This is a genomic window from Virgibacillus sp. NKC19-3 (genome assembly GCF_019837165.1).
In the GTDB taxonomy this organism is placed as follows: domain Bacteria; phylum Bacillota; class Bacilli; order Bacillales; family Amphibacillaceae; genus Virgibacillus_L; species Virgibacillus_L saliphilus.
Map to the genome: position 1 here is coordinate 585345 of NZ_JAGYHC010000001.1, position 25991 is coordinate 611335.

The following is a 25991-nucleotide window of genomic DNA, read 5'->3' on the forward strand; positions in this document are numbered from 1 at the left end:
TGTACGCCATCGATTTTCCCGTTTATTCAGGTTTACACTATGTCGGTAGTGTAAATGTCTAAAAATTTAAAAAATGTTCACATTTATACCGTCTGAAAGTCCTAAAAATGTTATAATGTAATTAGCTAAGGGATACACATTCAAAATATATTAACTGGGAATGTACTTCATCTATTTACACAAATGTAGAAAGTATGTTTCCGAGACAAGGTAAATGAAAATGCATCTCTTAGGGCATTATAATTCAGATGATTCAAGTTTAGGGAAAATTTTGGAAAGAATGGAGGCGGTGTCATGCCAAAATTAACACGGCGAAGTTTCATGAAGTTCACAGCAGCTTCTGTTGCAGCTGCGGCGCTGGCTGATAAGACAACCGTACAAGCGAATACACTTGATGGAAAGCAGGCTTTTCCATTAATGACAGCAGGTGCAGCATCAGCTTATGGCCTTTGTCACTTTTGCTCTGTAGGTTGTGGTCTTGACATTAAGGTGAAGGATGGCAAAGTAATTTCGACAGAGGGATTTAAAGATCACCCGATTAATGAGGGGGCATTATGTCCAAAAGGACGTTCTATGAAAGAAATACCTAACTCAGATTCAAGATTAACGCATCCACTGGTTAGGAAGCCCGGAAGTGATGAATGGGAGCCCATCTCATGGGATGATGCTTTTGATAAAATTGTAGATAAGGTAGTAGAAGTACGTGATGAAACATTCACAAAAACCGATAATATTGATGGAGAAGATGTCACAGTCAATCGGTTAGACGGTATATTTAGTCTTGGGAGTGCTGAAATAGATAACGAAGAAGCATATCTTTATACGAAGTTTAACCGTACGTTAGGAGTTCATAATTATTCTCACCAGGCTGAGATATGACACGCGCCAACGGTGGCTAGTTTAGCCCCTTCATTTGGCAGTGGTGCCATGACAAATAATTTTCCGGATATGAAAAATGCGGAAGTTATTCTAATAGCAGGTAATAATACAGCGGAATGCCATCCGCTGGCGATGCGTTGGGTACTTGAAGCGCAGAAACGCGGCGCAACATTGATTGTAGTTGATCCCCGGTTCAACCGTACAGCAAAAGTCGCTGATATTTATGCACCTATCCGTCCGGGTACAGACATTGGATATTTAAGTGCGATTATCAAATATATTGTGGATAACGATTTATATGATGAAACATATCTGCGTGAACATACGAACGCGTTGTATAAAGTAAATCCGGATTTTCATTTCCATGATGGAATATTTTCAGGTTACAACGAAAACGGCTCCTATGATAAAGACAGCTGGACGTATCAATTGGATTCAGATGGGTTGCCATTAGTTGCAGATTCTTTAACGGATCCGGATTGTGTCCTCATGAAATTGAAAGAGCATTTTCAAGATTATACGTTTGAAAAAGGTAGCGAAATTACTGGAATACCAGCTGAAAAACTGCAACTTATTGCTGAGACATTTGTTGATAAGCGTCCGGGAACTATTTTATACGCACTTGGTATGACCCAAAAATCAATGGGTACACAAGGAATAAGGATGTATGCCATGATCCAACTGTTACTCGGTAACATGGGAATGCCCGGAGGCGGAATTAATGCAAACCGAGGTGAGCCAAATGTTCAAGGAACAACAGATCTGGCTTGCATGGCTCATATTTTACCTGGTTATATCCCAATACCGACGGATGCAAATCCAACATTGAATGATTATATCCAATCTGTTGGAACAACCTTAGGTAAGCAAATGATATCTTTATTAAAAGCTTGGTTTGGTGATAATGCAACACCAGAAAATGAATTTGGTTATCATTACTTGCCAAAACGCGACTCAACATTATCATCTGCTACCTATGTACCTATTTTTGAAAAGTTGAATCAAGATGCGTTCAAGATGGGTTTTATCTTCGGACAAAATCCGGTAGTCAGTACGCCTACCTTAGAAATGGCCTTGGAAGGATTAAGTAAGTTAGATCTACTGGTAGTTTCTGAGATTTTTGAAACAGAGACGAGCTCATTCTGGCAGCATCCCGATTTTAATTCCAAGGATATCAAAACGGAAGTACTTCTATTACCAGCAGCGAGTACCTTTGAAAAAGACGGAACCATGACAAACTCCAGCCGTTGGATTCAAGGAAAAGAGGCGGTTATCCCTACGGTGGGTGAATCAATGCCGGATGCTGATATTCTTTATGAGATTATGATGAGACTTAAAAAGCGTTTGGCAAACAGCAACGATTCAAAAGATGAGGGTGTTCTTTCCTCAACTTGGGATTATCCAATGATGAGTCATGGGATTGATATGGAAGCTGTTCTTAAAGAAATGAACGGCTATGATCTCAAAACTAGTAAACTGCTGGACTCCAGTTCGCAAATTCAGAGCCGGGAACCTGGAACAGTATCTTCCGGCGTCGGTGGTCTGTACACAGGAGTTATTACCGAGGAAGGGAATCATTCTTTACGCCGTGATAATGCAGATCCAAGTGGTCTTGGTGTTCACCCGAATTGGACATTTGCATGGCCGGGGAATTCCCGTGTTCTTTGGAACCGAGGTTCTGTTGATAAAGACGGAAAACCTCGTGATAAAGATCGAGGCATTGTTTCTTGGAATGGAAGTAGTTGGGAGGGGCCTGATGTCTTGCACATAGCTGATAAAGACAAAGCTCCAGATACGCCAGAAGGAAGTAAAGTATTTTCAACTGGTGAAGGAAAAGGAGCGCTATTTCGTGGAGTATTTACAATGCCCCAACAAGACGCACCTGAATTAAAACTTGAATCCGGATATGATCCGAATGTATTTAAGGTAGCACCTATCAGTAATGAAGGTGGAATTGGGGATGGGCCGTTGCCTGCTCACTATGAGCCGTTAGAATCTCCTGTTAAGAATCCAATGTTCAGCCAACAATCTAATCCGACAGCAGCTCCGGTGGAGTTACCTGAGTTTCAAAAGTATGGGGAAGGCAAAGATTACCCACATGTATTGACGACCTATATGGTAACAGAGCAATTCCTATCCGGTGGGGTAACACGAAACACACCGCAATTAAATGAATTGATGCCATCTAATTTTGCGGAAATAAGTAAAAGCCTTGCGAAAGAAATTGGTGTAGAATCTGGGGATTCGGTTGTGATTTCAACTGCTCGAGGTGAGATTACTATTGAGGCTATGGTTACAGATCGTATGCAAACCTTGAAGATAGATGGTAGAGATGTTGAAGTTATCGGCGTACCATGGGGTTGGGGTTTCAAAGGGTTAGTAACAGGTGAGTCGATTAATAGTGTGACGAATTCAGGTTATGACCCAAATACAGGTACACCGGAATATAAGGCATGTGCATGTAATGTGACAAAGGGAGGTATGTAATTCATGGCTAAGACAAATGATAAAGCTATTTTGGTTGATATATCTCTTTGTATCGGATGTAAAGCTTGTCAGATAGCCTGTAAGGAATGGCATGACCTTCCTGCTACGGAATTTGAAAAGGTATCAGGAACGTATCAAAACCCAGCTGACCGTTCTGAAAACACGCCAATGTTGATGAGGTTTTTAGAGAAATATGACGAAACGACAGATACCATGGACTGGTTAATTTGGAAAGATCAATGTATGCACTGTACCGATGCGCCGTGTGTAGAAGTTTGTCCTTCAGGGGCGCTATTTACACATGAAGATGGATTTGTTGGACTTGAAAACGATAAATGCATTGGATGTACTTATTGCTCCAAAGTTTGTCCATTTGATAGTCCACGATTTGAAACAGATGCACTTACAGGAAACAAGCGCATGAATAAATGTGATTTTTGCCAGGATAGAGTAACAAACGGCGAACTTCCTGCTTGTGTCCAGACTTGCCCGACAAATGCATTGGAATTTGATACGTGGGATGGTGCGGTGGAAAAAGCGCATGAACGTGTAGAACAAATTAAAGACAGATACCCAGAAGCGAATGTGTATGGAGATAAAGAGATGGGTGGTACACACTACATCTATGTCTTAACAGAAAAACCTGAAACATTTGGATTACCTGCACAACCCGAGACAAATGATTTAGTTGGTTTTCGTCAAGATGTTCTGAAACCAGCAACGCAATTATTTATGGGAGCAACGGCAGTTGGATTGTTGACTAACTTTATTATTTCCTCATCAGCATTCGGCAACGAAGAGACACAAGAAGATCAGCCGAAAGATGGCGGTGAAAAAGATGAGTAAAAAGCGAAAAAGTTTAGTAAAAAGATATAATCGTGTCGATATGATTATGCACTGGACAGTAGCAGTAGGATTTATATTAGCTATGCTTACAGGATATGCTGTCTTTTTTGAAGGGACATCAAGTCTATTAGTTAATGAAGTTGGGTTTGTGATCAGACTTGTTCATCGAATTGGTGGAGTCATCTTTGTTCTAGCTCCAATTCTTTACTTTATCTTTTCTAAAAAAAGGTTTGGTTTTCTAAGAGCATTTAAATGGGATAAAAGTGACTTTGGCTGGTTGAAAGCAGCACCAAAACATTATTTCGTTGGAGGGGGTGACATGCCTCCTCAACAAAAATACAATACAGGTCAAAAATTATTTTACTTATTTGCTGTTGTATTTGGTGTTTTGTTAGTGGTTTCTGGTTTCTTTCTATGGTTCAGCTGGTTCTCGCCAACAGTTGGGTTGATTATGCTGTTTATTCATGATGTTTCAGCTGTTTTATTAACACTGTTCTTCTTTGTTCACGTTTATTTGGTTGCATTTCATCCAGATGAGCGTACTTCCTTCAATGCAATGACAACAGGCTATATGGATAGAGGGTTTGCCAAACATCATCACGAACTATGGTATAACGAAGTCAAAGATGAAGAAGAAAAGAAAAAACAAGAAAATAAGGAAGTTATCTGAACACAAGCTATTGGGAAAACATGAAGCGAATATAGCGATTCATATGTGAATCACCCTGCCTAAGGGTCACAAACTTATGGCAGGGTGATTGAAACATATACCTGCCAACTTTATAAAGAAAACATGAGAAGATCTGAAATGGAAATGAGCTAACAAAGAATGAAGGTGAAAGAGAATGAATAAAACAATTCACAAGGAATGGGAAATTGTCCGGTTTGATGGGAATACACCGTTTCTAGAAGATGAAGTCATCGCTACTGAATCCCCTCTTACAGTAATGCTGAATGGTCAAGAGTTTGCGACGATTGTTTGCTCAACAACAGATTTAGAAGACCTACTCGTTGGCTTTCTTGCATCAGAAGGAGTTATTCGCTTTTACAATGATATTACATCCCTTTCCATCGATGAAGCACTGGGCTTTGCACATGTCGAGTTAAAAAAGCCGCTTACCATTGTTCAGAACGACAGTTCCAAACGGTTTATCGGTTCCTGCTGTGGGAAAAGCCGGCAATTTTACTTTCAAAGTGATGTGAAGACTGCTAAAACAGTCCGAAGCAGGCTCGAGATTACAGTCGATCAATGTTATTCACTTATGGATCAACTTCAAGAAAAATCGATACAATTTAAGGAAACTGGTGGGGTGCATAATGCAGCTCTCGGCAGCGTTGATGAAATAGTGACGATGCGTACCGATATCGGGAGGCATAATGCGCTTGATAAAATTTATGGAGATATTTTAAAAAATCAAAGGCCTCTAAAAGATAAAGTCATCATCTTTAGTGGAAGAATCTCTTCTGAGGTGCTCTTAAAAGTATCTAAAATTGGCATTGGAATCCTTCTGTCTAAGTCAGCGCCAACCGATCTCGGACTTAAATTAGCAGATGATTTAGGAATTACGACAGTAGGATTTGTGCGTAATAACAAAATGAATGTCTATACGCATCAGGAAAGAATTATAGAAGCGAATCCTTATCATAACATCAGCACAGTTGGAGATTAAACCAGGCATATAGTGAAATGGCCATTCAGGACATACTAGTGTTGATGTAGGTAGAAGGCTATTCGGTGATACGAGTAATCGCAGCTCCGGAATTTCTTTTTTAAGAATTTTTGTTATTCATCCAAATCAGTTATAATAAAGATAGTAGGGAGATGCTGTTAAAGCTTTTTAAAGCTTTGTGGTCAAACTCCCTATTTTATCCATTTGAACGGTGAGGAAAATACCATCCACCTTGCGCTTCCATTGAGCCAAAGAACATCTCGTATATAGGTGTAGGCTAAAGACGCATGAATGACCATCGCACTTGAAAAAGTGTGACCTTTTTAACAGTTTTTCATCATGAGTTTTGCTAGAATGAAAGTATGACATATTAATAGGAGAGATTATTCCGTGTCTATGTTAACTGACAAATTAGGTCGTCCACTGCAAGATCTGCGGATTTCAGTGACAGACCGTTGTAATTTTAGATGTACGTATTGTATGCCAAGGGAAATATTCGGCAAGGATTATCCATTTATGCCGAAAGATCATCTGTTAAATTTTGAGGAGATTGAACGGCTTGGGAAAATCTTTGTCCAACTGGGGGTCAAAAAAATCCGCTTAACCGGCGGGGAACCCTTAATGCGAAAGGATTTGCCGGTTTTGATTGAAAAATTAGCTTCCATTGATGGGCTGGAGGATATTGGACTGACCACAAATGCGTCGCTCCTGGCGAGTCAGGCACAGAAATTAAAAGATGCCGGGTTGAAGCGGGTGAATGTCAGCTTGGATGCGTTAGATAACACCTTGTTCCAGTCGATTAATGACAGTAGTGTAAAAACAGAACGCGTTTTAAAAGGAATGAAGAAGGCTCGTGATGTTGGACTGGAAGTAAAAGTGAATATGGTCGTAAAAAAAGGGATGAATGATCAGGAAGTTATTCCGATGGCTAAATACTTTAAAAAGCAGGGAATGACATTACGATATATCGAATTTATGGATGTTGGCCAGACGAATGGCTGGGATTTTACTAAGGTTATTACAAAAAAGGAATTGTTTCAAGAGCTTTCTAAGCATTTCCAATTAGAACCAGTAGATCCTGCCTATGTAGGGGAAGTGGCAAAACGTTATCGTTACAAGGGTACGAATACGGAAGTAGGTTTTATTACATCGGTATCGGAGTCATTTTGTTCCACATGTACACGTGCGAGAATTGCCGCAGATGGGAAGCTTTATACCTGTTTGTTTGCCGCGGATGGATTTGATTTGAAGGATATTCTCAGATCCGGTGCCAGCGACGAGGATATTAAGGCTACTATTGTGCCAACATGGAAAAAGCGAAGCGATCGTTACTCCGATGAACGAACGGAAGAAACAGCGAAAAACAGGAAAAAGATAGAGATGTCCTATATTGGAGGCTAGTTGTTACTATTTTTTTCGGAGAGGATAAGAGGTAATGAAAGATCGATATTCTCGTCAAACGCTTTTTAAACCAATCGGTGAAGCAGGTCAAAATAAAATTGGCCAGAAACATGTTCTCATTATCGGCTGTGGTGCTTTAGGGTCTCCGAATGCTGAAACCTTAGTGCGTGCCGGTATTGGGAAACTTACGATCATTGATCGTGATTATGTAGAATTTAGCAATCTGCAGAGACAGCAGTTATTTACAGAAAAAGATGCAATCGATCAAATGCCAAAAGTAATTGCCGCAAAAAAACGATTAACAGCTATTAATTCAAGCGTAGAGATTGAAACGCATATCATGGACGCGACAAGCCAGTCATTAGAACCGCTTTTAAAAGATGTTGATCTGGTGATTGACGCGACCGACAATTTTGATATTCGTTTCTTGATGAATGACCTGCTGCAAAAGTTGGCCATACCCTGGATATTCGGTTCCTGTGTTAGTAGTATGGGGATGAGTTACACGATTTTGCCTAAAGAAACGCCTTGTCTTCAGTGCCTGCTGGATACGATACCAGTGTCTGGCGCTACTTGCGATTCTGTTGGGATTATTTCTCCAGCAGTGCAAATGGTTGTGGCACATCAATCGACAGAAGCATTAAAATTGTTGGTGGAAGATGAGCATGCGCTAAGAACCAAGCTTGTCACGTTTGATCTTTGGAACAATCACTATCAAACAATTAATGTGGAACGAGCAAAGAAGGAAGCATGTCCGACTTGCGGTGCTGAGCCAAGCTACAAGTATTTAACCTACGGAGCGCAAACAAAGATGGAAGTCCTTTGTGGTAGAAATACCGTGCAAATTCGGCCAAACCGGGAAATTCATTTGGATGATTTGGCAAATCGCCTGCAAAAAATTGCTCCAATAAAGACAAATGATTTTTTACTATCGATGGAATATCGTTCCTGTCGAATTGTATTTTTCCAAGATGGCAGAGCATTGATTCATGGGACGAATTCGGTCGAAAAAGCCAAAAGTGTCTATTATCAATTGGTAGGATAGGAGAGAACAATTATGGTTGAACGGCGAAAACCAATTAAAGTAGATGAAGCAATCTCACGTGTGATGGAATATCGAGAAGAAGGCAGTGTTTGGCATGTGCCTATTGAGGAAAGCTATGGGAATTTTCTTGCTGAGGATTTAGTTGCGGATCATCATGTGCCTCCTTTTGACCGGTCGCCCTATGATGGATTTGCGATTCGCGCAAAAGATACAGAAGTAGCTGCCAGCAACAATCCTATTTTCGTAGAAGTGGTTGGTGAAATTGGAGCTGGAAGTGTTTTTGACGGGTCCGTTGGCGAGATGCAGGCCGTACGAATTATGACAGGTGCCCAGATGCCTGAGGAATGCGATGCTGTTGTGATGTTCGAATCCGTTAAGGAAATGGATAGAGACGGAAAAAAGATGATTCAAATCAAACGCAGATTTCAAGCAGGCGATAATGTTTCATTTACAGGTGAAGATACCAAGCAGGGAGAGGTTCTTGCATATAAAGGCACATACATTACTCCAGGGGTTGTTGCATTACTGGCAACATTTGGTTATAGGAACGTTCCTGTCGGTAAAAAACCGAAAGTCGGTATTATTGCGACAGGCAGTGAATTATTAGAAGTTGATGAAGCAATACAACCAGGAAAAATTAGAAATAGTAATGCATACATGGTCTATGCGCAAGTTGAACGCGCTGGTGGAGAACCCATTTATGTGGGACAATTCAGTGATGATTTTGACACCTGTTTTAAACAGGTAACCGATGCGCTTAAAGAAGTGGATTGTTTAATTACGACGGGCGGAGTTTCCGTTGGTGATTACGATTACCTTCCGGCTATTTATGAACAACTGCATGCGCATGTGTTGTTTAATAAAGTAGGTATGCGTCCAGGTAGTGTCACAACCGTTGCCGAGAAAGAAGGTAAACTATTATTTGGTCTATCCGGAAATCCTTCCGCATGCTATGTTGGATTTGAACTTTTTACAAGGCCGATTATTCGTTCATACTTGCATTCATTTAATCCGGCATCGAAAAAGGAAACTGCAATACTGGGTGCTGATTTTCCAAAGCCGAATCCGTTTGATCGCTTTGTGCGGGGACATTTAACGTACAACGAAGGAAAGCTGATTGCTACACCGGTTGGATTGGATAAATCAAATGTTGTGTCCTCGTTAGGGAAAACAAATATCCTCATTGTCTTACCTGGTGGAACAAGGGGATTTGAGACAGGCGATGAAGTTAACGTTATTTTGCTGGAAGATCAGGAGGGAACAACGTTAGATGCTTTCTTCAATGATGGAGATAAGAAAAGGAGCCTGAACTATGGCTGATGTACGTTTTGAAATCACAGAAGATCCGATTCAAGTAGAAAATCTGATAAAAAAGGTAGAGCGACGAGAAGCTGGTGCTATAACAACGTTTATGGGGACTGTGAGAGAGTGGACAAAAGGGAAAAGAACGATCTATTTAGCATATGAGGCGTATGTTCCTATGGCAGTTAAAATGTTGGCAAAAATCGGGGAAGAAGTTCAAACAAATTGGCCGGATACAGAAATTGCGATTACACACCGTATAGGTCAGTTAAACATTTCCGATGTCGCGGTTGCTATTGCCGTTTCTTCTCCGCATCGAAAAGCGTCTTATGAAGCGAATGAATACGCCATTGAACGGATTAAACAGATCGTACCGATTTGGAAAAAGGAGCATTGGGAAGACGGGGAAAAGTGGATTGGAGATCAATTGGAAAATGTACCTTACCCAGAAGGAAAACCAACTATGGAGGGTGTTAAAAAATGATAACCATTTTATTATTTGCCCAGTTACAAGAAGTTATTGGTCAGAATCGACTTGAGCTCGAACTGGAACAGGCCACTGTTACTGAGCTAAAAGAGCGTTTAATGGAAAAGTATAATCTAACGCAGTTGAATTCTGTGATGACTGCAATCAATGAAGAGTACGCCCTGAATAATGACATGATAAAGGCCGGTGATACGGTCGCATTTATTCCCCCTGTAAGTGGTGGATAAATAGATGGAAATTATCCAAATTGTCGGGTATAAAAATAGTGGTAAAACGACGCTTGCAAACACCTTTATTGAAACACTTGCAAATCAAGGAGTTAGAGTAGCATCTTTGAAACACCATGGGCACGGCGGTGTTCCCTTAGGTATAGAGGAAACAGATAGCGAAAAGCATAAACGATCCGGGGCTGTTTTATCAGGTGTGGAAGGGGACGGTTTATTTCAAATTTCCAGGCAACAGCCCTGGGACATCGACCAAATGCTGGCTATCTATACGTTGATGGATATCGAAGTAGTAATCATGGAAGGCTTTAAGCGTCAACGTTATCCAAAGGTCGTTTTAATACGAACGGAAGAAGATCTTCATTTATTAGACAAGGTGACAAATATAAAGGCAGTGCTAACCTCATTGGAATTAAAACAGGAAAGCTATTCCTACCCCATCTTTACAATCTCAGAGATGGACGCATTGGTGGAGCAAGTAATAAATATATGTAAACTTCAGTGGGAGGAAAGGCATCCGTGAGCCCTTGTAGCGCGTAAGCAATCTTTTTTGCAAGGTTTGATTCGCCGTGAAATCACTTGCAGCATAACGAGCATAAAGGCAACCACCAGCCTTCCTCAAGTGTGTGGAGTATATTTCCAAAGCGGCGGCAATATAGTCGGTATTTTATTTGTTAAAAACACTTTCGTCAGCTTCTCTATCAACCTATTCAATATTGCAGATCTCAATCGGGCATTGTTCACAACCAATTTCATCTCGCAAAAATTGCATATCCTTGATCAAAATTTTCCCGGATTTTTTCATGGTAATAACATCTTGTTTTCTAAGGTTAACCAGCATCCGGTTAGCACTTTCACGAGTGGCGGCACAAAATGCTGCCAGCTCCTGGTTGGTTAAGGGCAAATCGATAAGAACGCCATTATCTTGTTTGATACCGTAACTGTTTGATAGACGAATGAGCGTTGAATAGAGAGCGCCTTTTTTGCCGTTTAGGAGCAAATCTCTAATTTTGTATTGGAATTTTCTCATTTGGTTGCTTACCCATTTCATAAATTCAAAGGCAAGCGCACTGTTTTGCATCAGTTCTTTTTCTAATTTTTCTTTATCGATGGCCAGCACTTCACCCGATTCTAATACTTTTGCGTTTTGTAAGTAGGTTGCATTATCCCTGAATAGAGTCAGTTCGCCTACAATGTCATTGTTATTGCAAATTCGTAAGGTTAACATCTTTCCATCTTCACCAAGCTTGCCAATTTGTATCAATCCAGATTTTATCAAATAAATTTCGTGAGCATCCATTTCCTGCTGAAAAAGATAGCTATCTTTGTACATTTTTTTCGTTGTACCGATAGAGTCTAATAAGGCATGCAGTTCATTGGATAGTAATTCTTCATGACGGTTTTTTGCTACTAGACTTGCTTGCATGGAAATAACCCCTTTCATTTTAGGAGAATCGTTATCGAACGAATAAGAATCTGTTCAACTACTTTCTATATGTTAATTATATCACTTGAGGCACTTTAATGGTAAACTTGAAAATAACGAAATTGTGACTTTTGAGATAAAATAATGGAAAAGGGGCTTAGAAATGACACGAAAAATACAGGGCGTCATTCTAGCTGGTGGAATGTCAAGGCGATTTGGTTCACCAAAGGCATTCGCTGAAAAAGATGGCGTTCCGTTCTATTACTATTCAATGGCGGTATTGAAGCCGTTTGTAAATTCGATGCTTATTGTAACAAACCCTAAACTGCATCATTTGTTTGATAAAGAAGATGAAAACATTCCAGTTGTCAATGACCTTGAAAATTACCGAGGGCAGGGCCCGCTTGCTGGTATTTACACCGCAATGGAAACTTGTAATGCCAACTGGTATATGGTCCTACCAGTTGACGTGCCTTTTATGGAAAGCCAGGTGATAGAAAAGCTTGTTCATTCCATTGACACAGAAGACGTGGATGCCGTTATTCCCGTTGTCGCCGGAAAATTGCAGCCACTTGTTTCCGTTTTTCATCATTCGTTAAAGGACGTCATCAAAAGTCAATTGGATAATGGAAAACGAGCTGTTGAGCCGTTACTGAAAAAGTGTAAGGTAAGCTACATACGACTGAATAGTGAAAAAGCTTTTATTAATATAAATCACCAATCAGACTATCAAACATTTTTATAGGAGGGAATCATATGGCCCATGATCATCAGAAGCATTCTCCCGTAAGTTGTGCAGTGATAACTGTCAGTGATACGCGAAATAAGGAAACGGATAAAAGCGGGAAGATTATTATGGAGCTACTTTCTGCCGTGGATCATAAGGTTAACATGTACGAGGTTATCTCTGATGAGAGAGCGAGTATTAGAGACACCATCGAAAAGGCGATAACGGATCCAACAATTGAAGCAGTAATTGTAAATGGAGGAACGGGAATTTCTTACCGGGATGTGACGATCGAATCCATCCAGCCGTTATTGGATAAAGAATTGCCGGGTTTTGGTGAATTGTTTCGTTACCTGAGCTATCAATTCGATATTGGAACAGCTAGCATGCTCTCGCGTGCCATTTGTGGCGTGGCCAATAATCGCATTATTTTCTCCACTCCTGGTTCATCAGGAGCGGTTAAGCTGGCCATGGAGAGACTTATTCTTCCCGAACTTGGGCATACGGTTGCAGAGGTAAATAAAGATTTACCTATTAGGGATGAAGAGAATAGAAATTCATAAAATACGTTAGGTCAATCAAAAGTAATTTACGGCACACTAACGGGGAATATTCCAGTTTATCTTTGCCAAAGACAAAACCCCTCTTAAGCACAGAGAGGTTTTTTTCATCTAAGTCTACGAATCTACGAATTGTTCCTAGTGCAAGTTTCCGGTCTTTTAGTGCTGCTTTAAACGACGAGTAAAGGTCTCGCTTTGATCATTTAATTTTAGTTTTCCAAGGAGTTCTCGGAGTGGGTCCAGTGCTACCAGATAGACAGCAATTGATATAAAAATGGAGGCCATCCCGAATAAGAATCCTCCAATGACATCTGTTGGGAAATGAACACCTAGATAAACCCTGCTGACTAAGATAAAGATGATCCATGCCAGTGTAATAAAGCTAACAATACATTTTTTCCAAAGTGCGGACGTAGCAAGGACGATTACCAATCCGATGAGCCCGTAGAAAATAGTTGTAGCAGTGGCATGCCCACTGGGAAAGCTTTCATTTGTTTTGCTAATCAACTGCAGGATATCCGGTCGGTCCCTGTCAAATGTCACTTTTAGAATTTTTGTTGCTATCGCTGCACAAAAGAGTATCGTACCACCTAACCAAAGTCCTTCTGCATATTTACGTTTGAAAAACAGGACGATCACGAGAAGAATGGTTAATACGATGATGAGCCTAACATTACCTAATTCTGTTATTCTCATGATCAAGGATGTTCTTCCTTCTGATATGAAAGACTGAATACGTTCAATCCATGTTAAATCAAAGGCAACAATCCAGCCAATTTCAACATGCATCCCCCAGGCAATGATGCCAAATAATACGAGAGCTAGTATCCCTATTATAAACAAGGGGAATGGAGATAGTTTTTTTGGTTTCAATTTATCTTTACCTCTTTCTGTCATGGAAGATGAATGTTACTTTCAGAAACGCTAGCTAAGAACTATTTTATAATAACATGTTAATAAGGTTAAACATAGGGGGAATTTACAGTTGGAGATAATAGTTCCTATTTTCGTGTTATCAAATAAGCACACTTTCATCGCCCATGAATAATATAAATTTGATCTTTATTTATTTTGGGAGGTGCACGTGATGGCGATAAAGCCCTCTATTCTTCAGCCTGGAGATACGGTAGGCATTGTAACCTTGGGCAGTCCACTTTCTGCTGATGTCATCAATAATCGAATCCAGACACTAAAGGAATTGGGGTTTGAGGTTGTGCTTGGTGAACACGTCTATGCAGCGGATGGCTTTCTTGCCGGGACAGATCAGGAACGCGCCTCTGATTTGATGACTATGTTTTCCGATGATCGTGTGAAGCTAATTTTACCAACTAGAGGTGGTGTCGGCGTCGCTGGCATTCTTCCCTATCTTGATTATTCTTTTATTCAAGAGCATCCTAAACTGATAAGTGGATATAGTGACATAACTGTCTTGTTAAATGTTTTGGCTCAATATGCAGACCTTATCACATTTCAAAGCCTGATGCTGATTGATTTTTCCCTAAGTACACCAAGTTATAATTATGATCAATTTTTTGAAGCAACTTCTGTATTGACATCCCAAAGACAAATTGAAAATCCCCCTTGGATACCGCAAGTCAGTAGAGTTAGCGGAAATGTAACCGGACCTATTGTTGGCGGGAATATCACATCATTCGTAGATATACTTGGGACACCTTATGAAATTGATACCAGTGGGAAAATACTATTACTGGAGGAGACCCATGAACCAATCAATACAGTCTATCGGTATTTGAATGCTCTCAAATTAGCTGGTAAATTTCAGGATTGTATTGGCATTGTGATGGGAGAATGTACAGAATGCCCAGCTTCATATGGGGTGACGTACGAAGATTTAATCAATGATTTTCTTGTTCCACTAGGTAAGCCACTGATGACAAATGTTGCTACAGCGCATGGAACTTATAAGGCGGCAATCCCAATCGGTGCGACCGTTAATCTTGATACAATGAATAATACCTTGACTGTAATGGAATCTACGGTGCGCTCCCCCTGAATAAAATAGAGGATTATCCGCCTTTCGCTCCTCCGAACATAAAAGCGAACCTTATTAAGATTTATGCTCCTTGCTATGCATTTAGGAGATACACTGCTGCGCGCGTTTATCATCGAACGTAAAAATAGTTTCCAGCTCTCTTCTTGATTGCCTAGGAAATTATTTGCTTGTGGCTAACTTGATTTCCAAAAGTGGCCACATCCGGCTCCAGCGCCCAGCAGTCCCAAGTCTTTTGGTGGGACGAGCATCCGCGCAGTCCCAAACTTCACACTTCTCCATTACGATAAAGAAGACTTGCCGATTGGCTCTGCCAGAGGCTTAGTCGCACTTATACCCTTGGGGTGAAAGTCACCATCGGCTCATAACTCGCCGTGTTTTAGGTTAGTTGCGTTCATTTGCTTTAAATGTCGTTATTAAGTCTACAAAAGCATCTACGACAGACTGGAGAAATTGAACAGTGTCGTTATTATTGATTTTTCCATTATCATCCAATAGTGTAGCAACATTCGCTAAATAAGCTTCTGGCTGCTGAACGATAGGCATATTAAAAAACACAAGTGACTGTCGTAAATGATGATTGGCACCAAAGCCACTCAAATTTCTGGGTGAATTACTGATAATTGCTGCTGGTTTATCATTCCAAACACTATCCACTTTAGGGCGGGAACCAATATCAATGGCGTTTTTCAACACACCGGGAACAGAACGGTTATACTCCGGCGTTACAAATAAAACAGCATCAAATTCTTTTATTTTTTCTCGGAAGGTTGTCCATTGATGAGGCGGATTACCATCATCATCAAAGTCTTGATTGTATAACGGCAAATCACCAATCGGAATAATTTCTGTCTCAAATGGATCCGGAAATAATTCCATTACATTTTCCGCGATTTTCCTGGAGAAAGATTCTTTTCGTAATGATCCTACTAACACTGCGATTTTTGTCATTTTTTAACACACTCCCACTTGTTATTAAAAATAAGAATATCTTGGCTGTATATGATTGTCTGCCTTATTTCTTCTACATATTAACAATCTTACTAATAAATGATCCAATTTACTTGAAAACAGCATTGATTTTTTCGATGTCCACCTCAGTTAATGTTAATTCCAATGTTTTAAGGTTAGAATCAAGCTGTTCAGGACGCTTGGCACCTGGAATAATGGAACTAATAACAGGGTTATTTAAATAGAAGGCAAGAACAACATTTGCTATATCCACATCATGTTTTTCAGCGATAGGTCGTAATTCATCAACTTTAGCTAAATTTTCTTTAAAGTTTTCTCCTTGAAAATCTTTCAAATTAGCTCTTAAGTCATTAAACGTATCCTGTTCGCTGTATTTTCCTGCCAACAAACCACTTGCCAGTGGGAAGTAAGGGATGAAAGTGATGTCATTTTCTTCTAAATAGGGGAAAAGCGCTTCTTCTGCTTCACGATGTAGAAGGTTGTACTGTCCTTGAAACACATCTACACCACCATTCTTATTTGCTTCTTTTAACTGTTCAAGAGAAAAATTGGAAACACCAATGGCTTTTATTTTACCTTCTTTTTTAAGTTCCTTTAGTGCAGCAATTGCTTCATCTTTCGGCGTATCTTCATCTGGATAATGCAGATAGAACAAGTCGACGTAAGTTGTTTGCAGCCTTTCTAAAGCATCATCAACTGCTTTTCTTAAGAATGCTGGACTATTATCCAAAACATATTCGCCATCAACTTCCCTATGTGCAGCTTTCGTTGCAATAATCAAATGTTCTCGATTATCAAGCTCCTTCACTACTTGACCGATTAACTCTTCAGATCGACCGAATCCATAATAAAAGGCAGTGTCTATAAAGTTTATTCCTTTGTCTATGGCATTTTTCAATAATTGCTTATTCGCTTCTTCATCAAGATTTGGATAAATATTGTGACCGCCAATAGCATTTGTGCCTATTCCAATCGGATTAATTTCTAGACCTGATTTGCCAAGTTCTACTGTATAAGTCATGAAAATACTCCTTATCAATTAAAATTTGTATATCAATTCTAAACATATGCGTGTGCATACACATTAAACGCAAAAGCTAATAAAGTCAAGTCATACATCGGATAGATGTGGTGAAATGAAATCACTGAGTCTGTTTATTTACGTAAATGAGATTGTACATATAGTTGAATATGATAAATCAGTATCAGTCGCCTTATTCAACCAGCCTTTTGATATTTTGTATATCTTTCTTACTCATTTGTTTCTGCAAACTTGCACTAATCAACGATTGCATTTCTTGAATAATTTGTTCTCCTTTGTTTATAAGAATGATATCAACAGATCGTTTATCATTTGTATCTTTTTGGCGTTCAACTAACGACTCGCCGCGATATTGTTCTAATCTTGTGACTAAGCGTGATAAAGCACTATGACTAAGTCCTACTTTGGGAACTAACTCTGATAAACGCATCTTTTTTTGTTCTGATTGTGCCAAGTGGTACATAAGATAAAATTCCTTAATTCCTAGTTGAAATTGAGATTGAAGTGTATAATCCATTGCCTTCAGTAAACGGTCATGATATTTTGTGAGACTAATCCAAGCGTTAAACAACTCATTGTCATTCATCATCATAATCCTTTCCAACGTTATTATTGACATCATTATATCATACGTTTATATTATATGCATGTGCACACAAATGTTTTTTGTTTGGAGGAATGAACATAAGGTGAATGCAACATATTCAACTCTATTGAGCCATTAAGCGTTGTGGAAAGAAGGATATTTTACAAATTTTCCTTATTGCTCATGCAGGCCGAAAAGCAGAAGATGCAAAACACCCCGTAGGAGCCTCCGATATCCCTGTAGGTGTGTTACCGGAGGAAATCATGAATGGGGAACTTAAACCTCCAAGAGCAGTTAACAAATCAAGAAGTGAAAGAAACCGTACAGCAATTTAAATACGCTGCTGAGCGAGCGATCAAGGCAGGCTTTGGATACCATTGAATTACACGGTGCTCACGGTTATCTCTTGCATCAGTTTATGTCACCAAGTATCAACAACCGAATCGATGAGTATGGCCAAGACCTCGCACTTTTAGGAGAAGAAGTTATAAAAGCGGTTAAGTGTGTAATGCCCACAGATATGCCACTAATCATGCGAATGTCTGCTATTGAGTATATCGATGGGGGCTATGACGTATCGCACTCTATTGATATGGCAAAACGTTTTAAAAAAGCTGGTGTAGATGTATTTCACGTTTCGAGTGGCGGAGAAGGGCCTCCAGGAGAACGTAAACCACAAAATACACCGGGTTACCAGGTGCCTTTTGCAAAAGCGTTTAAAAAACAATTAGAACTTCCAGTTATCGCTGTTGGTAAATTAAGCAGCCCGGAATTAGCAGAAGCAACCATTGAAATGGAGATGCAGATCTTGTAGCCATTGCAAGAGGTATGCTTCATGACCCTTATTGGAGTTTGCATGCAGAGAAGGGTTTAACTCATCAAGTACATCCACCTTTTCAATATGCAAGAGGAATAAAATAAGAAGGTTTCTTATTCGGAGCCTTCTTAACTCAATATTATCTTAGTTTGTACCGAGATATGGCTTTTTTCTGACATTATTTCAACAGATGTGTGAATTCTTTTAATGGTGTGATGAAAGTTACTTTCTTCCTGACTTTTCTTGTTTATACTAAAAATAAGAACAGGAAAGAGTGGAAGGCCCTGTTAAAATAAGGGAGGGGTGGTGATATTTTAACGCGTTGGAAGGAAACTTGATGATGAATCCCCTCCACTCACTTGGAGGAAGCTTTTCGTAAATCAAGTTTAAAAAGAGAGGTGCACGTAAAATGTGGAACTCAGGGAAAACGTTATATGATGAATTCTGCCGAATGGGTAGTATACGAGGTTTAGTGCCATGATACCGATGAAACTATTTAGTAATTGGCTGGAAAGTCTAGATTACAAATACGCCATTTTGCCACATTGTTCCCGATATCAAAGCCCCCGTTCTACTTGCAGGGAGTGTATGGATAGTTGCCCTACCGAAGCAATATCATTGGTAGATGGGAAACCAGTTATCCATGAAGACAGCTGTATAGAGTGTGGGTACTGTGTAGCAAGCTGCCCCGTTCAAGCGGTAGAAGGTTTCCTGCCGAAACGGACAATTAAAAATAAAACATTCATCATGGATGAAGGCAGCATTCCTACTGTGAAAGAATTGCTTATTTATTATAAAGAGGGGATCACGACCATCGTTTGTGAAAAATTACACATGAATCCAACGTGGGAAGAAACGATAAATAAGGCCAATCAAGTGTTGGAGAAACTTGGAGAACCTCCTTTTCAAGTGAACTTTGAGCAAGTTGGTCCTTCCAATGAAGCCAAACTATCACGAAGGGAATTGTTTTTCAAGTGGGAAAAAGATCTAGAAAAAATAGGGAAAAATATGGCTCCAGCCAAATGGCGTTTCAATCATGAACGGTTAGATCTATCGAAATATTACCCGGATCATCAGTTTGTCAACATTTCCTTGGATACAGATAAATGCACCTTATGTAAGGCCTGTCAGATATTATGTAAAAAAAATAGTTTAGAGATCTCTGAAAGTCATTTTTCTATTTCTGCCGGACAGTGCTCAAATTGTTCCTTATGCCAGGATATTTGTCCAGAGGGGGCTATTTCTATTAAACAGATGATTTCACCAGCTTCAACTGTGGATCACCAGATTTACACCAATGTATGCTCTTCTTGTGGAGAAACGTTTGGAACACTTCGTGAAGAACAACGTCAATGTTTTTTCTGTATGAAAAAAGATGAATATGCATTGGTATAGCTTGCAAGCAACACTGGACAATACCAAGATGATGGAATAGCAAAGAAAATTGCGATATGTTTTTAAAGGATTTTACTCATGTACATGAAGAATTTCGCACTGATTTACTATAAAATTTGGAGGGTGGGCTTTTTATGTTATCCAATATTGGCGTCCCGGGGTTGATTTTAATTTTGGTATTGGCACTGATCATTTTTGGACCGGCTAAGCTTCCGGAAATTGGTAAAGCCGCAGGGTCAACATTGAAAGAATTCAAGAATGCGACGAATGATTTGATGTCGGATGGTAAGAAAAAAGATGAAGACGAAACAGAAAAATAAGACCACGTATACAGTATGGTTGATAAACGGTACGAGCAGGGAAATAAACGCTGTTCGTACCGCTTTGTTTTTGTGGTGAAAATGAATTAGGCAATAATAGATATTATATGGAAGTACTTGCATACACTATTTTTTACTGGGACAAGGAACCTGTCCCCCCGTCCCGCTTAAAATCTCCACTTTTTCCGCCGCTTTTTTCTTGGAGGTAGGTTTGTCCAATGATCATTGCTTTATCGATGGCTTTACACATATCATAAACTGTTAATGCAGCAGCGGATGCAGCGGTTAATGCTTCCATTTCCACTCCGGTATTTCCGATTGTTTTTACTTCGGCGGTAATGCCTAGTTCATACATGTCTGTTTCCAACGGTTGCCATTCAAACGAAAGGTCGACACCGCTAATGGGTATAGGATGGCACATTGGTATGATGGATGATGTTTGTTTTGCTCCCATGATGCCGGCGACCTGAGCTACTGCTAATACATCTCCCTTTTTATTCTTTTGCTCTACAATATTGTCATATACATTTTGATCCATTTGTACACTGGAATGGGCAATGGCCTTTCGAGAACTTTCCTTTTTATCTGTAATATCAACCATTTTTGCTCTAGCTTGCTCGTTAAAATGTGTGAAATCTGTCAACCTGTTCACCTGCTTTCAAGCGTGATGTCAAAAACTCTATTACTAGTTTAATGCAGGGAAGATGGGAATTCAATACGCATGTTAATATAAGGGTAGTAATTAAAATATTTTGCTTTTTTCTTCTTATATCGTATAGTAATTACAAAAATGGAGGTAACATTTATGGCAACCATGGAAGATTTTTCAACGTTGGACATTCGAATAGGTACTGTTGTTAGTGCAGAGGCCTTCCCGGAAGCACGAAAGCCGGCTATAAAATTGGAGATTGATTTTGGTGAGATAGGGGTGAAGCAGTCTTCTGCTCAAATCACCAAAAGATATGAGCCGGGTGACCTTATTGGCCGTCAAGTCGTTGGAGTCGTAAACTTTCCGGCAAGGCGCATCGCGGGCTTTAAATCAGAAGTATTAGTCATTGGAGGAATCCCCGGAGAAGATGATGTGGTGTTATTAAGGCCGGATGAGCCGGTTGAAAACGGGACACCGATTTCATAACGGGTAAAAGGTCGAAAATACAATGATGTAGTATTTTCGACCACTTCTAATTTTACATATCCTCGATTTGATGAGCATGAAAAAAAGCCGAAAATATGCTACCATCGTTTTCCGTTAAATTTGAAAAGGTTCCCTATCATAAAGAAAAAGCGTGGTGAAAAACGTTGTTTAAAATCATGTTAATTGAAGATGACGCCAATCTTTTTCAAGAAACGAAGGAAAGATTGTCCCAATGGTCCTATGATGTCTTAGGAGTTACGAATTTTGATGCGGTTATCCAGGAGTTCACAGCCATTCAACCGGATTTGGTCATTATTGATATTGAACTTCCTAAATTTGATGGATTTCATTGGTGTCGGATGATTCGTTCCCATTCCAACGTTCCGATTATATTCTTATCGGCACGAGACCACCCTACGGATATGGTGATGTCCATGCAATTTGGGGCAGATGACTATATTCAGAAACCATTCCATTTTGATGTATTGATTGCAAAGATCCAGGCTACCCTACGCCGTGTATATAACTACAATACGGAAAGTCAGCTCAATTTACAAACATGGTGTGGTGCCACCGCGGATTATATGAAAAATACAGTCTCCAATGAAGTAGGTTCCATTGAACTTACCAAAAATGAAATGTATATATTAAAAATCCTAATTGAAAATAAAAACCAAATTGTCTCCCGTGAAAAATTAATTGAGAGCTTGTGGGAGGATGAACGTTTTATCAGCGATAATACCTTGACCGTTAATGTAAATCGTCTGCGAAAAAGACTATCTGAGTTAGGTTTGAGTCAATTTATTGAAACGAAGGTTGGACAAGGATACATTGCGTTGGAAGAGGAACAAGTATGATAAAAGCTTATATCAACGAAAGAAAGAGCTGGATCTTTCTTTTTCTATTTACCCAACTTGTTGTTATCCTTGTTTCCTATATAGACGCTTCTATTCCGCTAACATCCGGTTTCTATATCGTTTTTTTAAATAGCCTTCTATTTATTATTTTTTTCGTCGTTCGTTACAACAAAGAGACGGAGTTCTATAAAAGCATAGACGAATGGGATAAAACCTCAGACTTAACAAGTATCATGGAAGCAGAGAGCCCTTTTGAAAAAATCGTCGAGAATAGTATCACAACACAAACAGAGCAGTATAATAAAGAAGTAGCTACACATATGCAAAATATTGAAGAGGAACGGGATGATCTGACGTCCTGGATTCATGAAGTAAAAACACCGATCACAACAATAAAATTGATGATAGAGAGGATTGATGATCGCCATTTAAAATCACAATTAATGAATGAGTGGCTTCGCGTCCATCTCTTGCTTGATCAGCAACTTCACCAAAAGCGCATCCCTTTTATAAAAAATGATCTCTACATGGAAAAAACAAAGTTGGAAGAGCTGATCTATACAGAAATTAAGGCGCTCCGTTCATGGTGTATGCAAAAAGGCATCGGGTTTGATGTTTCCCTTGAGGTTACAGAAGTACAGACAGACGCCAAATGGCTTTCATTTATGATTCGGCAGCTACTTACTAATGCGGTGAAATACAGCGAGGAATCAGATATCATGATTAAAAGCTATATCGCAAACGACCAGATAAAACTTCAAATCACCGATTCTGGACGAGGGATTGATCCAAAGGACATCTCACGTATCTTTGAGAAGGGGTTTACGTCTACAACGAAACATCAGGACAGTTCAGCAACCGGGATGGGACTTTATTTAACTAGAAAAGTAGCACGCTCCTTACTGATGGCTATTGAGGTAGACTCGAAATTAGGGGAAGGTACGACGTTCACCATTACCTTCCCAAAAAAGAATGATTTCGTGCAACTTACCAGCATGTGACAAAAACGTCACATGCTGGTCTTCATTTGTTCGATGAATCGAAGGAAATCAGGCGTTGCATCGTATAGGATAGAACTATCAGGAAAAAGGAGTGGATCATTAACATGATACTTGAAGCGAATAAAATTCATAAAAGTTATGGGAATAAATTTAATAAACAGGAAGTATTAAAAGGTATCGACGTTAACGTAAAAAAAGGAGAATTTTTAAGCATCATGGGGGCATCCGGGTCCGGAAAGACCACCTTACTTAACGTCCTCTCCTCGATTGATAAAGTCAGTCAAGGAACCATAAAAATCAAAGGCAATGAATTCACAGGAATGAAAGAAAAAAAGTTAGCGGAGTTCCGAAAGCATCATTTAGGCTTTCTTTTTCAGGAATATAATCTTCTGGATACATTGACGGTCAAAGAAAATATTCTACTTCCATTATCTGTTCAGAAAGTATCCAAAAAGGATGCGGAACAAACATTTCATTCTATTGCCACAGAGCTTGGTATCGATGAGATAAAGGATAAGTACCCCAATGAAATCTCCGGTGGGCAGAAGCAGCGCACGTCCGCAGCACGGGCGTTTATTCATGATCCGAGTATTATTTTTGCCGATGAGCCAACGGGGGCATTGGATTCGAAATCCGCTTCTGATTTATTAAACAAGCTCCGTGACTTAAATCAGAAACTGCAGGCAACCATTATTATGGTTACACACGATCCAGCTGCAGCAAGCTATTGTTCAAGGGTTCTATTTATCAAAGACGGGGAAATATATACAGAATTGAACAAGGGAGAGGAAACGAGTCAATCCTTTTTTAAGGATATCATGAAAACACAAGGTGTACTGGGTGGGGTGCAACATGAGTATTAATCACCTCATTTACCGAAGCTTGAAGAAGAATATACGGAACTATTATCTGTATGTGTTTGCCCTGATCTTTAGTGTCGCTCTTTATTTTGCCTTTGTTACACTGCAATATGATCCATCCATGGATGAAGCGAAGGGTTCTATCAAAGGGGCGGCAGCGATTCGGACAGGATCTGTGTTACTTATCGCCATTGTTGCTGTATTTCTTTTCTATGCGAACAACATCTTTATTAAACGTCGCAGTAAAGAAATTGGCTTATTTCAATTAATTGGGATGGAGAAAGGAAAGATATTCCAAATTATTGCGACGGAAAATGCTATTTTGTATTTCGGTTCTCTTGTCATCGGAATTATTCTCGGATTTTCAATGTCAAGATTGACCATTATGGTGTTGTTTAGAATCACGGGTGTGGAAGCAATAGCCTCTTTACGTTTTTCACCCGAAGCGTTGCTTCAGACCTTGATTGTTTTTGCCGTCATTTATCTTTTCATTATGATCATGAATGTTATCTTTATCAAGAAACAAAGTATATTATCATTATTTAAAGCTGTTTCTACAACAGAAATAAAAGTGAAAAGAATGTCTGCGTTTGAGATGATTATTGGCATTTTAGGCATTGGGTTCATTGCTTTCGGCTATTTTGTTTCTACCAAATTATTCAGTGGTGACATTACCGGAACCATGGGGTTATTCGTTGCGATGATTAGTATTTTAGGATCTGTCATCATCGGGACTTATTTATTTTATAAAGGATCGGTCAGCTTCATCTTTCATGTCATCCGTAAAAAGAAAGATGGCTATTTGAATCTGAACAATGTGCTGTCCCTCTCATCCCTCATGTTTCGAATGAAGTCCAATGCGATATTACTAACGATCATTACAACGGTATCGGCACTTGCCATTGGATTGTTATCGTTAAGCTATATCACCTATTACTCGGCAGAAAAAACAGCGGAGCAATCTGTACCCAACCACTTTTCCATGATTAGTACAGAAGATGCTGATGCATTTACAAATGCGTTATCGGATCAACACATCCCGTATAGCGAAAGCCATATGGATGTGATCACGATGGAGGCAGACCTATCACAAATAGTGGAAGAAACAAAAAACACCCAGTTTGATGCAACGAACATGGAAATGACGGTTGTCAGTGATGCTGATGTGAGAGATGTGGACGTAGCGGCAGAAGACATCCTTTTCACAGGTTATAGTCAAACGCTGGAGCAGATGCTGTCACTCAAAGAAGAAGGGCAAATGACGTTAAACGGAAACAAGGAACGTACCCAGAAAAATTACGTGGGACTAGAGGATGCTTCCATACTCCCTAGCTATTTCACATTTGGTCTTCCGGTAGCTGTGGTAGACGATACCACCTACCAAGAGTTAAAACAGGATATAGATCCATCTATCCAGAGTGAATCAACGGAGTACATCGGGATTGATATGGATAAACAAAAAGACATGGAAGAAGCGGATGAGATTTTTCAGGAATTTGATTTTGAAAATGGTAATTCTTCTCAGCTTGCCACAAGCAATTCCCAAAAAATGAATATGGGTCTGGTCATGTTTGTCGTTGGATTCTTAGGCCTTGCCTTCCTCATTACATCCGGTTGTATCCTTTACTTTAAACAAATGGATGAAAGTGAGGATGAACGGTCCAGTTATACGATTTTACGAAAGCTCGGCTTCACGCGCGGTGACCTGTTACGTGGTATTCAGTTCAAGCAGTTGTTCAACTTTGGCATTCCTTTAATTATTGGATTATCCCATAGTTACTTTGCTGTGAAGTCCGGTTGGTTTTTGTTCGGCACGGAATTATGGACACCAATGATTCTGGTTATGTTGGTGTATACAGGCTTATACTCTATCTTTGCAGTGCTTTCCGTCCTTTATTATAAGAAAGTGATTAAAGAAGCACTTTAGTAGATAAGGCTAGC

At 39.6% G+C, this 25991-nt stretch carries 28 protein-coding genes; 22 read left to right on the forward strand and 6 right to left on the reverse strand.

The features are described from left to right. Positions 1 to 294: 294 nt before the first annotated feature. From KFZ56_RS20195 to mobB, 11 genes are all read left to right on the forward strand, one after another. Positions 295 to 879 carry a molybdopterin-dependent oxidoreductase gene (locus tag KFZ56_RS20195; RefSeq protein ID WP_222640165.1) on the forward strand — a complete coding sequence of 195 codons (585 nt, stop codon included), beginning with the start codon at positions 295 to 297 and terminating at the stop codon, positions 877 to 879. Between the two features lie 48 nt (positions 880 to 927). Further along, on the forward strand, positions 928 to 3366 hold the full coding sequence (locus KFZ56_RS02985) for a molybdopterin-dependent oxidoreductase (protein WP_222640166.1): 2439 nt from the start codon (positions 928 to 930) through the stop codon (positions 3364 to 3366). Between the two features lie 3 nt (positions 3367 to 3369). Next, positions 3370 to 4212 (forward strand): 4Fe-4S dicluster domain-containing protein, encoded by an 843-nt coding sequence (locus KFZ56_RS02990; RefSeq protein ID WP_222640168.1) that lies wholly within the window; start codon positions 3370 to 3372, stop codon positions 4210 to 4212. Beyond that, positions 4205 to 4882 (forward strand): formate dehydrogenase subunit gamma, encoded by a 678-nt coding sequence (locus KFZ56_RS02995; protein ID WP_222640169.1) that lies wholly within the window; start codon positions 4205 to 4207, stop codon positions 4880 to 4882. Before KFZ56_RS02990 ends, KFZ56_RS02995 begins: the two co-directional genes overlap by 8 nt. Before the next feature lie 175 nt (positions 4883 to 5057). Then, a complete protein-coding gene (gene fdhD / locus KFZ56_RS03000) occupies positions 5058 to 5882 on the forward strand; it encodes a formate dehydrogenase accessory sulfurtransferase FdhD (RefSeq protein ID WP_222640170.1) in 825 nt (274 codons plus the stop codon). A gap of 396 nt (positions 5883 to 6278) precedes the next feature. Continuing rightward, complete coding sequence (gene moaA, locus KFZ56_RS03005) at positions 6279 to 7283, forward strand: GTP 3',8-cyclase MoaA (RefSeq protein ID WP_222643875.1); 1005 nt, start codon at positions 6279 to 6281, stop codon at positions 7281 to 7283. A gap of 34 nt (positions 7284 to 7317) precedes the next feature. Beyond that, the gene (locus KFZ56_RS03010) at positions 7318 to 8328 is read left to right on the forward strand and encodes a MoeB/ThiF family adenylyltransferase (RefSeq protein ID WP_222640171.1); all 1011 of its coding nucleotides are present in this window, start codon (positions 7318 to 7320) and stop codon (positions 8326 to 8328) included. Positions 8329 to 8340: 12 nt separating this feature from the next. Further along, positions 8341 to 9648 (forward strand): molybdopterin molybdotransferase MoeA, encoded by a 1308-nt coding sequence (locus KFZ56_RS03015; protein WP_222640172.1) that lies wholly within the window; start codon positions 8341 to 8343, stop codon positions 9646 to 9648. Beyond that, positions 9641 to 10114 (forward strand): molybdenum cofactor biosynthesis protein MoaE, encoded by a 474-nt coding sequence (locus KFZ56_RS03020; RefSeq protein ID WP_222640173.1) that lies wholly within the window; start codon positions 9641 to 9643, stop codon positions 10112 to 10114. Before KFZ56_RS03015 ends, KFZ56_RS03020 begins: the two co-directional genes overlap by 8 nt. Then, positions 10111 to 10344, forward strand: a complete 234-nt coding sequence (gene moaD, locus KFZ56_RS03025; protein WP_222640174.1) for a molybdopterin converting factor subunit 1 — start codon at positions 10111 to 10113, stop codon at positions 10342 to 10344. The genes KFZ56_RS03020 and moaD overlap by 4 nt, the downstream gene beginning before the upstream one ends. 4 nt (positions 10345 to 10348) lie before the next feature. Further along, positions 10349 to 10864, forward strand: a complete 516-nt coding sequence (mobB, locus tag KFZ56_RS03030) for a molybdopterin-guanine dinucleotide biosynthesis protein B (RefSeq protein ID WP_222640176.1) — start codon at positions 10349 to 10351, stop codon at positions 10862 to 10864. Positions 10865 to 11047: 183 nt separating this feature from the next. Here mobB and KFZ56_RS03035 read toward each other — a convergent pair whose 3' ends face one another. Next, on the reverse strand, positions 11048 to 11767 hold the full coding sequence (locus tag KFZ56_RS03035) for a Crp/Fnr family transcriptional regulator (RefSeq protein WP_222640178.1): 720 nt from the start codon (positions 11765 to 11767) through the stop codon (positions 11048 to 11050). A 163-nt stretch (positions 11768 to 11930) separates the two neighbouring features. On the opposite strand from KFZ56_RS03035, the gene mobA reads away from it, so the two are divergent. Both mobA and KFZ56_RS03045 read left to right on the forward strand, forming a co-directional pair. After that, positions 11931 to 12512: a molybdenum cofactor guanylyltransferase gene (gene mobA, locus KFZ56_RS03040; RefSeq protein ID WP_222640179.1), complete on the forward strand. Its 582-nt coding sequence runs from the start codon at positions 11931 to 11933 to the stop codon at positions 12510 to 12512. An 11-nt stretch (positions 12513 to 12523) separates the two neighbouring features. Next, entirely contained in the window at positions 12524 to 13057 is a 534-nt protein-coding gene (locus tag KFZ56_RS03045; protein ID WP_222640180.1) for a MogA/MoaB family molybdenum cofactor biosynthesis protein, read from the forward strand. Positions 13058 to 13213: 156 nt separating this feature from the next. On the opposite strand, the gene KFZ56_RS03050 is transcribed toward KFZ56_RS03045, so the two are convergent. Then, positions 13214 to 13927, reverse strand: coding sequence for a phosphatase PAP2 family protein (locus KFZ56_RS03050; RefSeq protein ID WP_222640181.1), 714 nt, complete (start codon positions 13925 to 13927; stop codon positions 13214 to 13216). Positions 13928 to 14141: 214 nt separating this feature from the next. Between KFZ56_RS03050 and KFZ56_RS03055 the strand changes: the two genes are divergently transcribed. After that, positions 14142 to 15068: a S66 peptidase family protein gene (locus KFZ56_RS03055; RefSeq protein ID WP_222640182.1), complete on the forward strand. Its 927-nt coding sequence runs from the start codon at positions 14142 to 14144 to the stop codon at positions 15066 to 15068. A 381-nt stretch (positions 15069 to 15449) separates the two neighbouring features. On the opposite strand, the gene KFZ56_RS03060 is transcribed toward KFZ56_RS03055, so the two are convergent. The 3 genes from KFZ56_RS03060 to KFZ56_RS03070 all read right to left on the reverse strand — a co-directional run bounded on the left by KFZ56_RS03060 (position 15450) and on the right by KFZ56_RS03070 (position 17665). Further along, positions 15450 to 16016 carry an NADPH-dependent FMN reductase gene (locus KFZ56_RS03060; RefSeq protein ID WP_222640183.1) on the reverse strand — a complete coding sequence of 189 codons (567 nt, stop codon included), beginning with the start codon at positions 16014 to 16016 and terminating at the stop codon, positions 15450 to 15452. A gap of 109 nt (positions 16017 to 16125) precedes the next feature. Next, a complete protein-coding gene (locus KFZ56_RS03065; RefSeq protein WP_222640185.1) occupies positions 16126 to 17058 on the reverse strand; it encodes an aldo/keto reductase in 933 nt (310 codons plus the stop codon). A 193-nt stretch (positions 17059 to 17251) separates the two neighbouring features. Next, the gene (locus tag KFZ56_RS03070; protein WP_222640186.1) at positions 17252 to 17665 is read right to left on the reverse strand and encodes a MarR family winged helix-turn-helix transcriptional regulator; all 414 of its coding nucleotides are present in this window, start codon (positions 17663 to 17665) and stop codon (positions 17252 to 17254) included. Positions 17666 to 18032: 367 nt separating this feature from the next. Here KFZ56_RS03070 and KFZ56_RS20160 point away from each other — a divergent pair, with 367 nt between their 5' ends. The 3 genes from KFZ56_RS20160 to tatA all read left to right on the forward strand — a co-directional run bounded on the left by KFZ56_RS20160 (position 18033) and on the right by tatA (position 20197). Then, positions 18033 to 18479 (forward strand): oxidoreductase, encoded by a 447-nt coding sequence (locus KFZ56_RS20160; RefSeq protein WP_446053747.1) that lies wholly within the window; start codon positions 18033 to 18035, stop codon positions 18477 to 18479. A gap of 489 nt (positions 18480 to 18968) precedes the next feature. Further along, the gene (locus KFZ56_RS03080) at positions 18969 to 19877 is read left to right on the forward strand and encodes a 4Fe-4S binding protein (RefSeq protein ID WP_222643876.1); all 909 of its coding nucleotides are present in this window, start codon (positions 18969 to 18971) and stop codon (positions 19875 to 19877) included. A gap of 134 nt (positions 19878 to 20011) precedes the next feature. Then, positions 20012 to 20197 carry a twin-arginine translocase TatA/TatE family subunit gene (gene tatA / locus KFZ56_RS03085; RefSeq protein ID WP_222640187.1) on the forward strand — a complete coding sequence of 62 codons (186 nt, stop codon included), beginning with the start codon at positions 20012 to 20014 and terminating at the stop codon, positions 20195 to 20197. A 133-nt stretch (positions 20198 to 20330) separates the two neighbouring features. On the opposite strand, the gene moaC is transcribed toward tatA, so the two are convergent. Beyond that, positions 20331 to 20840 carry a cyclic pyranopterin monophosphate synthase MoaC gene (gene moaC, locus KFZ56_RS03090; RefSeq protein ID WP_222640188.1) on the reverse strand — a complete coding sequence of 170 codons (510 nt, stop codon included), beginning with the start codon at positions 20838 to 20840 and terminating at the stop codon, positions 20331 to 20333. Between the two features lie 162 nt (positions 20841 to 21002). Here moaC and csaA point away from each other — a divergent pair, with 162 nt between their 5' ends. The 5 genes from csaA (at position 21003) to KFZ56_RS03115 (ending at position 25977) form a co-directional block, all read left to right on the forward strand. Then, positions 21003 to 21332 carry a chaperone CsaA gene (gene csaA, locus KFZ56_RS03095; RefSeq protein WP_222640189.1) on the forward strand — a complete coding sequence of 110 codons (330 nt, stop codon included), beginning with the start codon at positions 21003 to 21005 and terminating at the stop codon, positions 21330 to 21332. A gap of 164 nt (positions 21333 to 21496) precedes the next feature. Then, on the forward strand, positions 21497 to 22189 hold the full coding sequence (locus tag KFZ56_RS03100; protein ID WP_222640190.1) for a response regulator transcription factor: 693 nt from the start codon (positions 21497 to 21499) through the stop codon (positions 22187 to 22189). Beyond that, the gene (locus tag KFZ56_RS03105) at positions 22186 to 23190 is read left to right on the forward strand and encodes a sensor histidine kinase (RefSeq protein ID WP_222640191.1); all 1005 of its coding nucleotides are present in this window, start codon (positions 22186 to 22188) and stop codon (positions 23188 to 23190) included. Before KFZ56_RS03100 ends, KFZ56_RS03105 begins: the two co-directional genes overlap by 4 nt. Before the next feature lie 104 nt (positions 23191 to 23294). After that, positions 23295 to 24053 (forward strand): ABC transporter ATP-binding protein, encoded by a 759-nt coding sequence (locus KFZ56_RS03110; protein WP_222640193.1) that lies wholly within the window; start codon positions 23295 to 23297, stop codon positions 24051 to 24053. Next, complete coding sequence (locus KFZ56_RS03115) at positions 24043 to 25977, forward strand: ABC transporter permease (RefSeq protein ID WP_222640194.1); 1935 nt, start codon at positions 24043 to 24045, stop codon at positions 25975 to 25977. The genes KFZ56_RS03110 and KFZ56_RS03115 overlap by 11 nt, the downstream gene beginning before the upstream one ends. The last annotated feature ends 14 nt before the right edge of the window (positions 25978 to 25991 follow it).

Coding starts and splice junctions, on each gene's coding strand:
- KFZ56_RS03080 (WP_222643876.1), top strand. CDS start 18,969: ATGAAACTATTTAGTAATTGGCTGGAAAGTCTAGATTACAAATACGCC.
- KFZ56_RS03115 (WP_222640194.1), top strand. CDS start 24,043: ATGAGTATTAATCACCTCATTTACCGAAGCTTGAAGAAGAATATACGG.
- KFZ56_RS03020 (WP_222640173.1), top strand. CDS start 9,641: ATGGCTGATGTACGTTTTGAAATCACAGAAGATCCGATTCAAGTAGAA.
- KFZ56_RS02995 (WP_222640169.1), top strand. CDS start 4,205: ATGAGTAAAAAGCGAAAAAGTTTAGTAAAAAGATATAATCGTGTCGAT.
- tatA (WP_222640187.1), top strand. CDS start 20,012: ATGTTATCCAATATTGGCGTCCCGGGGTTGATTTTAATTTTGGTATTG.
- KFZ56_RS03060 (WP_222640183.1), bottom strand. CDS start 16,016: ATGACAAAAATCGCAGTGTTAGTAGGATCATTACGAAAAGAATCTTTC.
- moaD (WP_222640174.1), top strand. CDS start 10,111: ATGATAACCATTTTATTATTTGCCCAGTTACAAGAAGTTATTGGTCAG.
- csaA (WP_222640189.1), top strand. CDS start 21,003: ATGGCAACCATGGAAGATTTTTCAACGTTGGACATTCGAATAGGTACT.
- KFZ56_RS20195 (WP_222640165.1), top strand. CDS start 295: ATGCCAAAATTAACACGGCGAAGTTTCATGAAGTTCACAGCAGCTTCT.
- mobA (WP_222640179.1), top strand. CDS start 11,931: ATGACACGAAAAATACAGGGCGTCATTCTAGCTGGTGGAATGTCAAGG.
- KFZ56_RS02985 (WP_222640166.1), top strand. CDS start 928: ATGACAAATAATTTTCCGGATATGAAAAATGCGGAAGTTATTCTAATA.
- moaA (WP_222643875.1), top strand. CDS start 6,279: ATGTTAACTGACAAATTAGGTCGTCCACTGCAAGATCTGCGGATTTCA.
- fdhD (WP_222640170.1), top strand. CDS start 5,058: ATGAATAAAACAATTCACAAGGAATGGGAAATTGTCCGGTTTGATGGG.
- KFZ56_RS03010 (WP_222640171.1), top strand. CDS start 7,318: ATGAAAGATCGATATTCTCGTCAAACGCTTTTTAAACCAATCGGTGAA.
- KFZ56_RS03070 (WP_222640186.1), bottom strand. CDS start 17,665: ATGAATGACAATGAGTTGTTTAACGCTTGGATTAGTCTCACAAAATAT.
- KFZ56_RS03035 (WP_222640178.1), bottom strand. CDS start 11,767: ATGCAAGCAAGTCTAGTAGCAAAAAACCGTCATGAAGAATTACTATCC.
- KFZ56_RS02990 (WP_222640168.1), top strand. CDS start 3,370: ATGGCTAAGACAAATGATAAAGCTATTTTGGTTGATATATCTCTTTGT.
- KFZ56_RS03065 (WP_222640185.1), bottom strand. CDS start 17,058: ATGACTTATACAGTAGAACTTGGCAAATCAGGTCTAGAAATTAATCCG.
- KFZ56_RS03105 (WP_222640191.1), top strand. CDS start 22,186: ATGATAAAAGCTTATATCAACGAAAGAAAGAGCTGGATCTTTCTTTTT.
- KFZ56_RS03045 (WP_222640180.1), top strand. CDS start 12,524: ATGGCCCATGATCATCAGAAGCATTCTCCCGTAAGTTGTGCAGTGATA.
- KFZ56_RS03055 (WP_222640182.1), top strand. CDS start 14,142: ATGGCGATAAAGCCCTCTATTCTTCAGCCTGGAGATACGGTAGGCATT.
- mobB (WP_222640176.1), top strand. CDS start 10,349: ATGGAAATTATCCAAATTGTCGGGTATAAAAATAGTGGTAAAACGACG.
- KFZ56_RS03015 (WP_222640172.1), top strand. CDS start 8,341: ATGGTTGAACGGCGAAAACCAATTAAAGTAGATGAAGCAATCTCACGT.
- KFZ56_RS03110 (WP_222640193.1), top strand. CDS start 23,295: ATGATACTTGAAGCGAATAAAATTCATAAAAGTTATGGGAATAAATTT.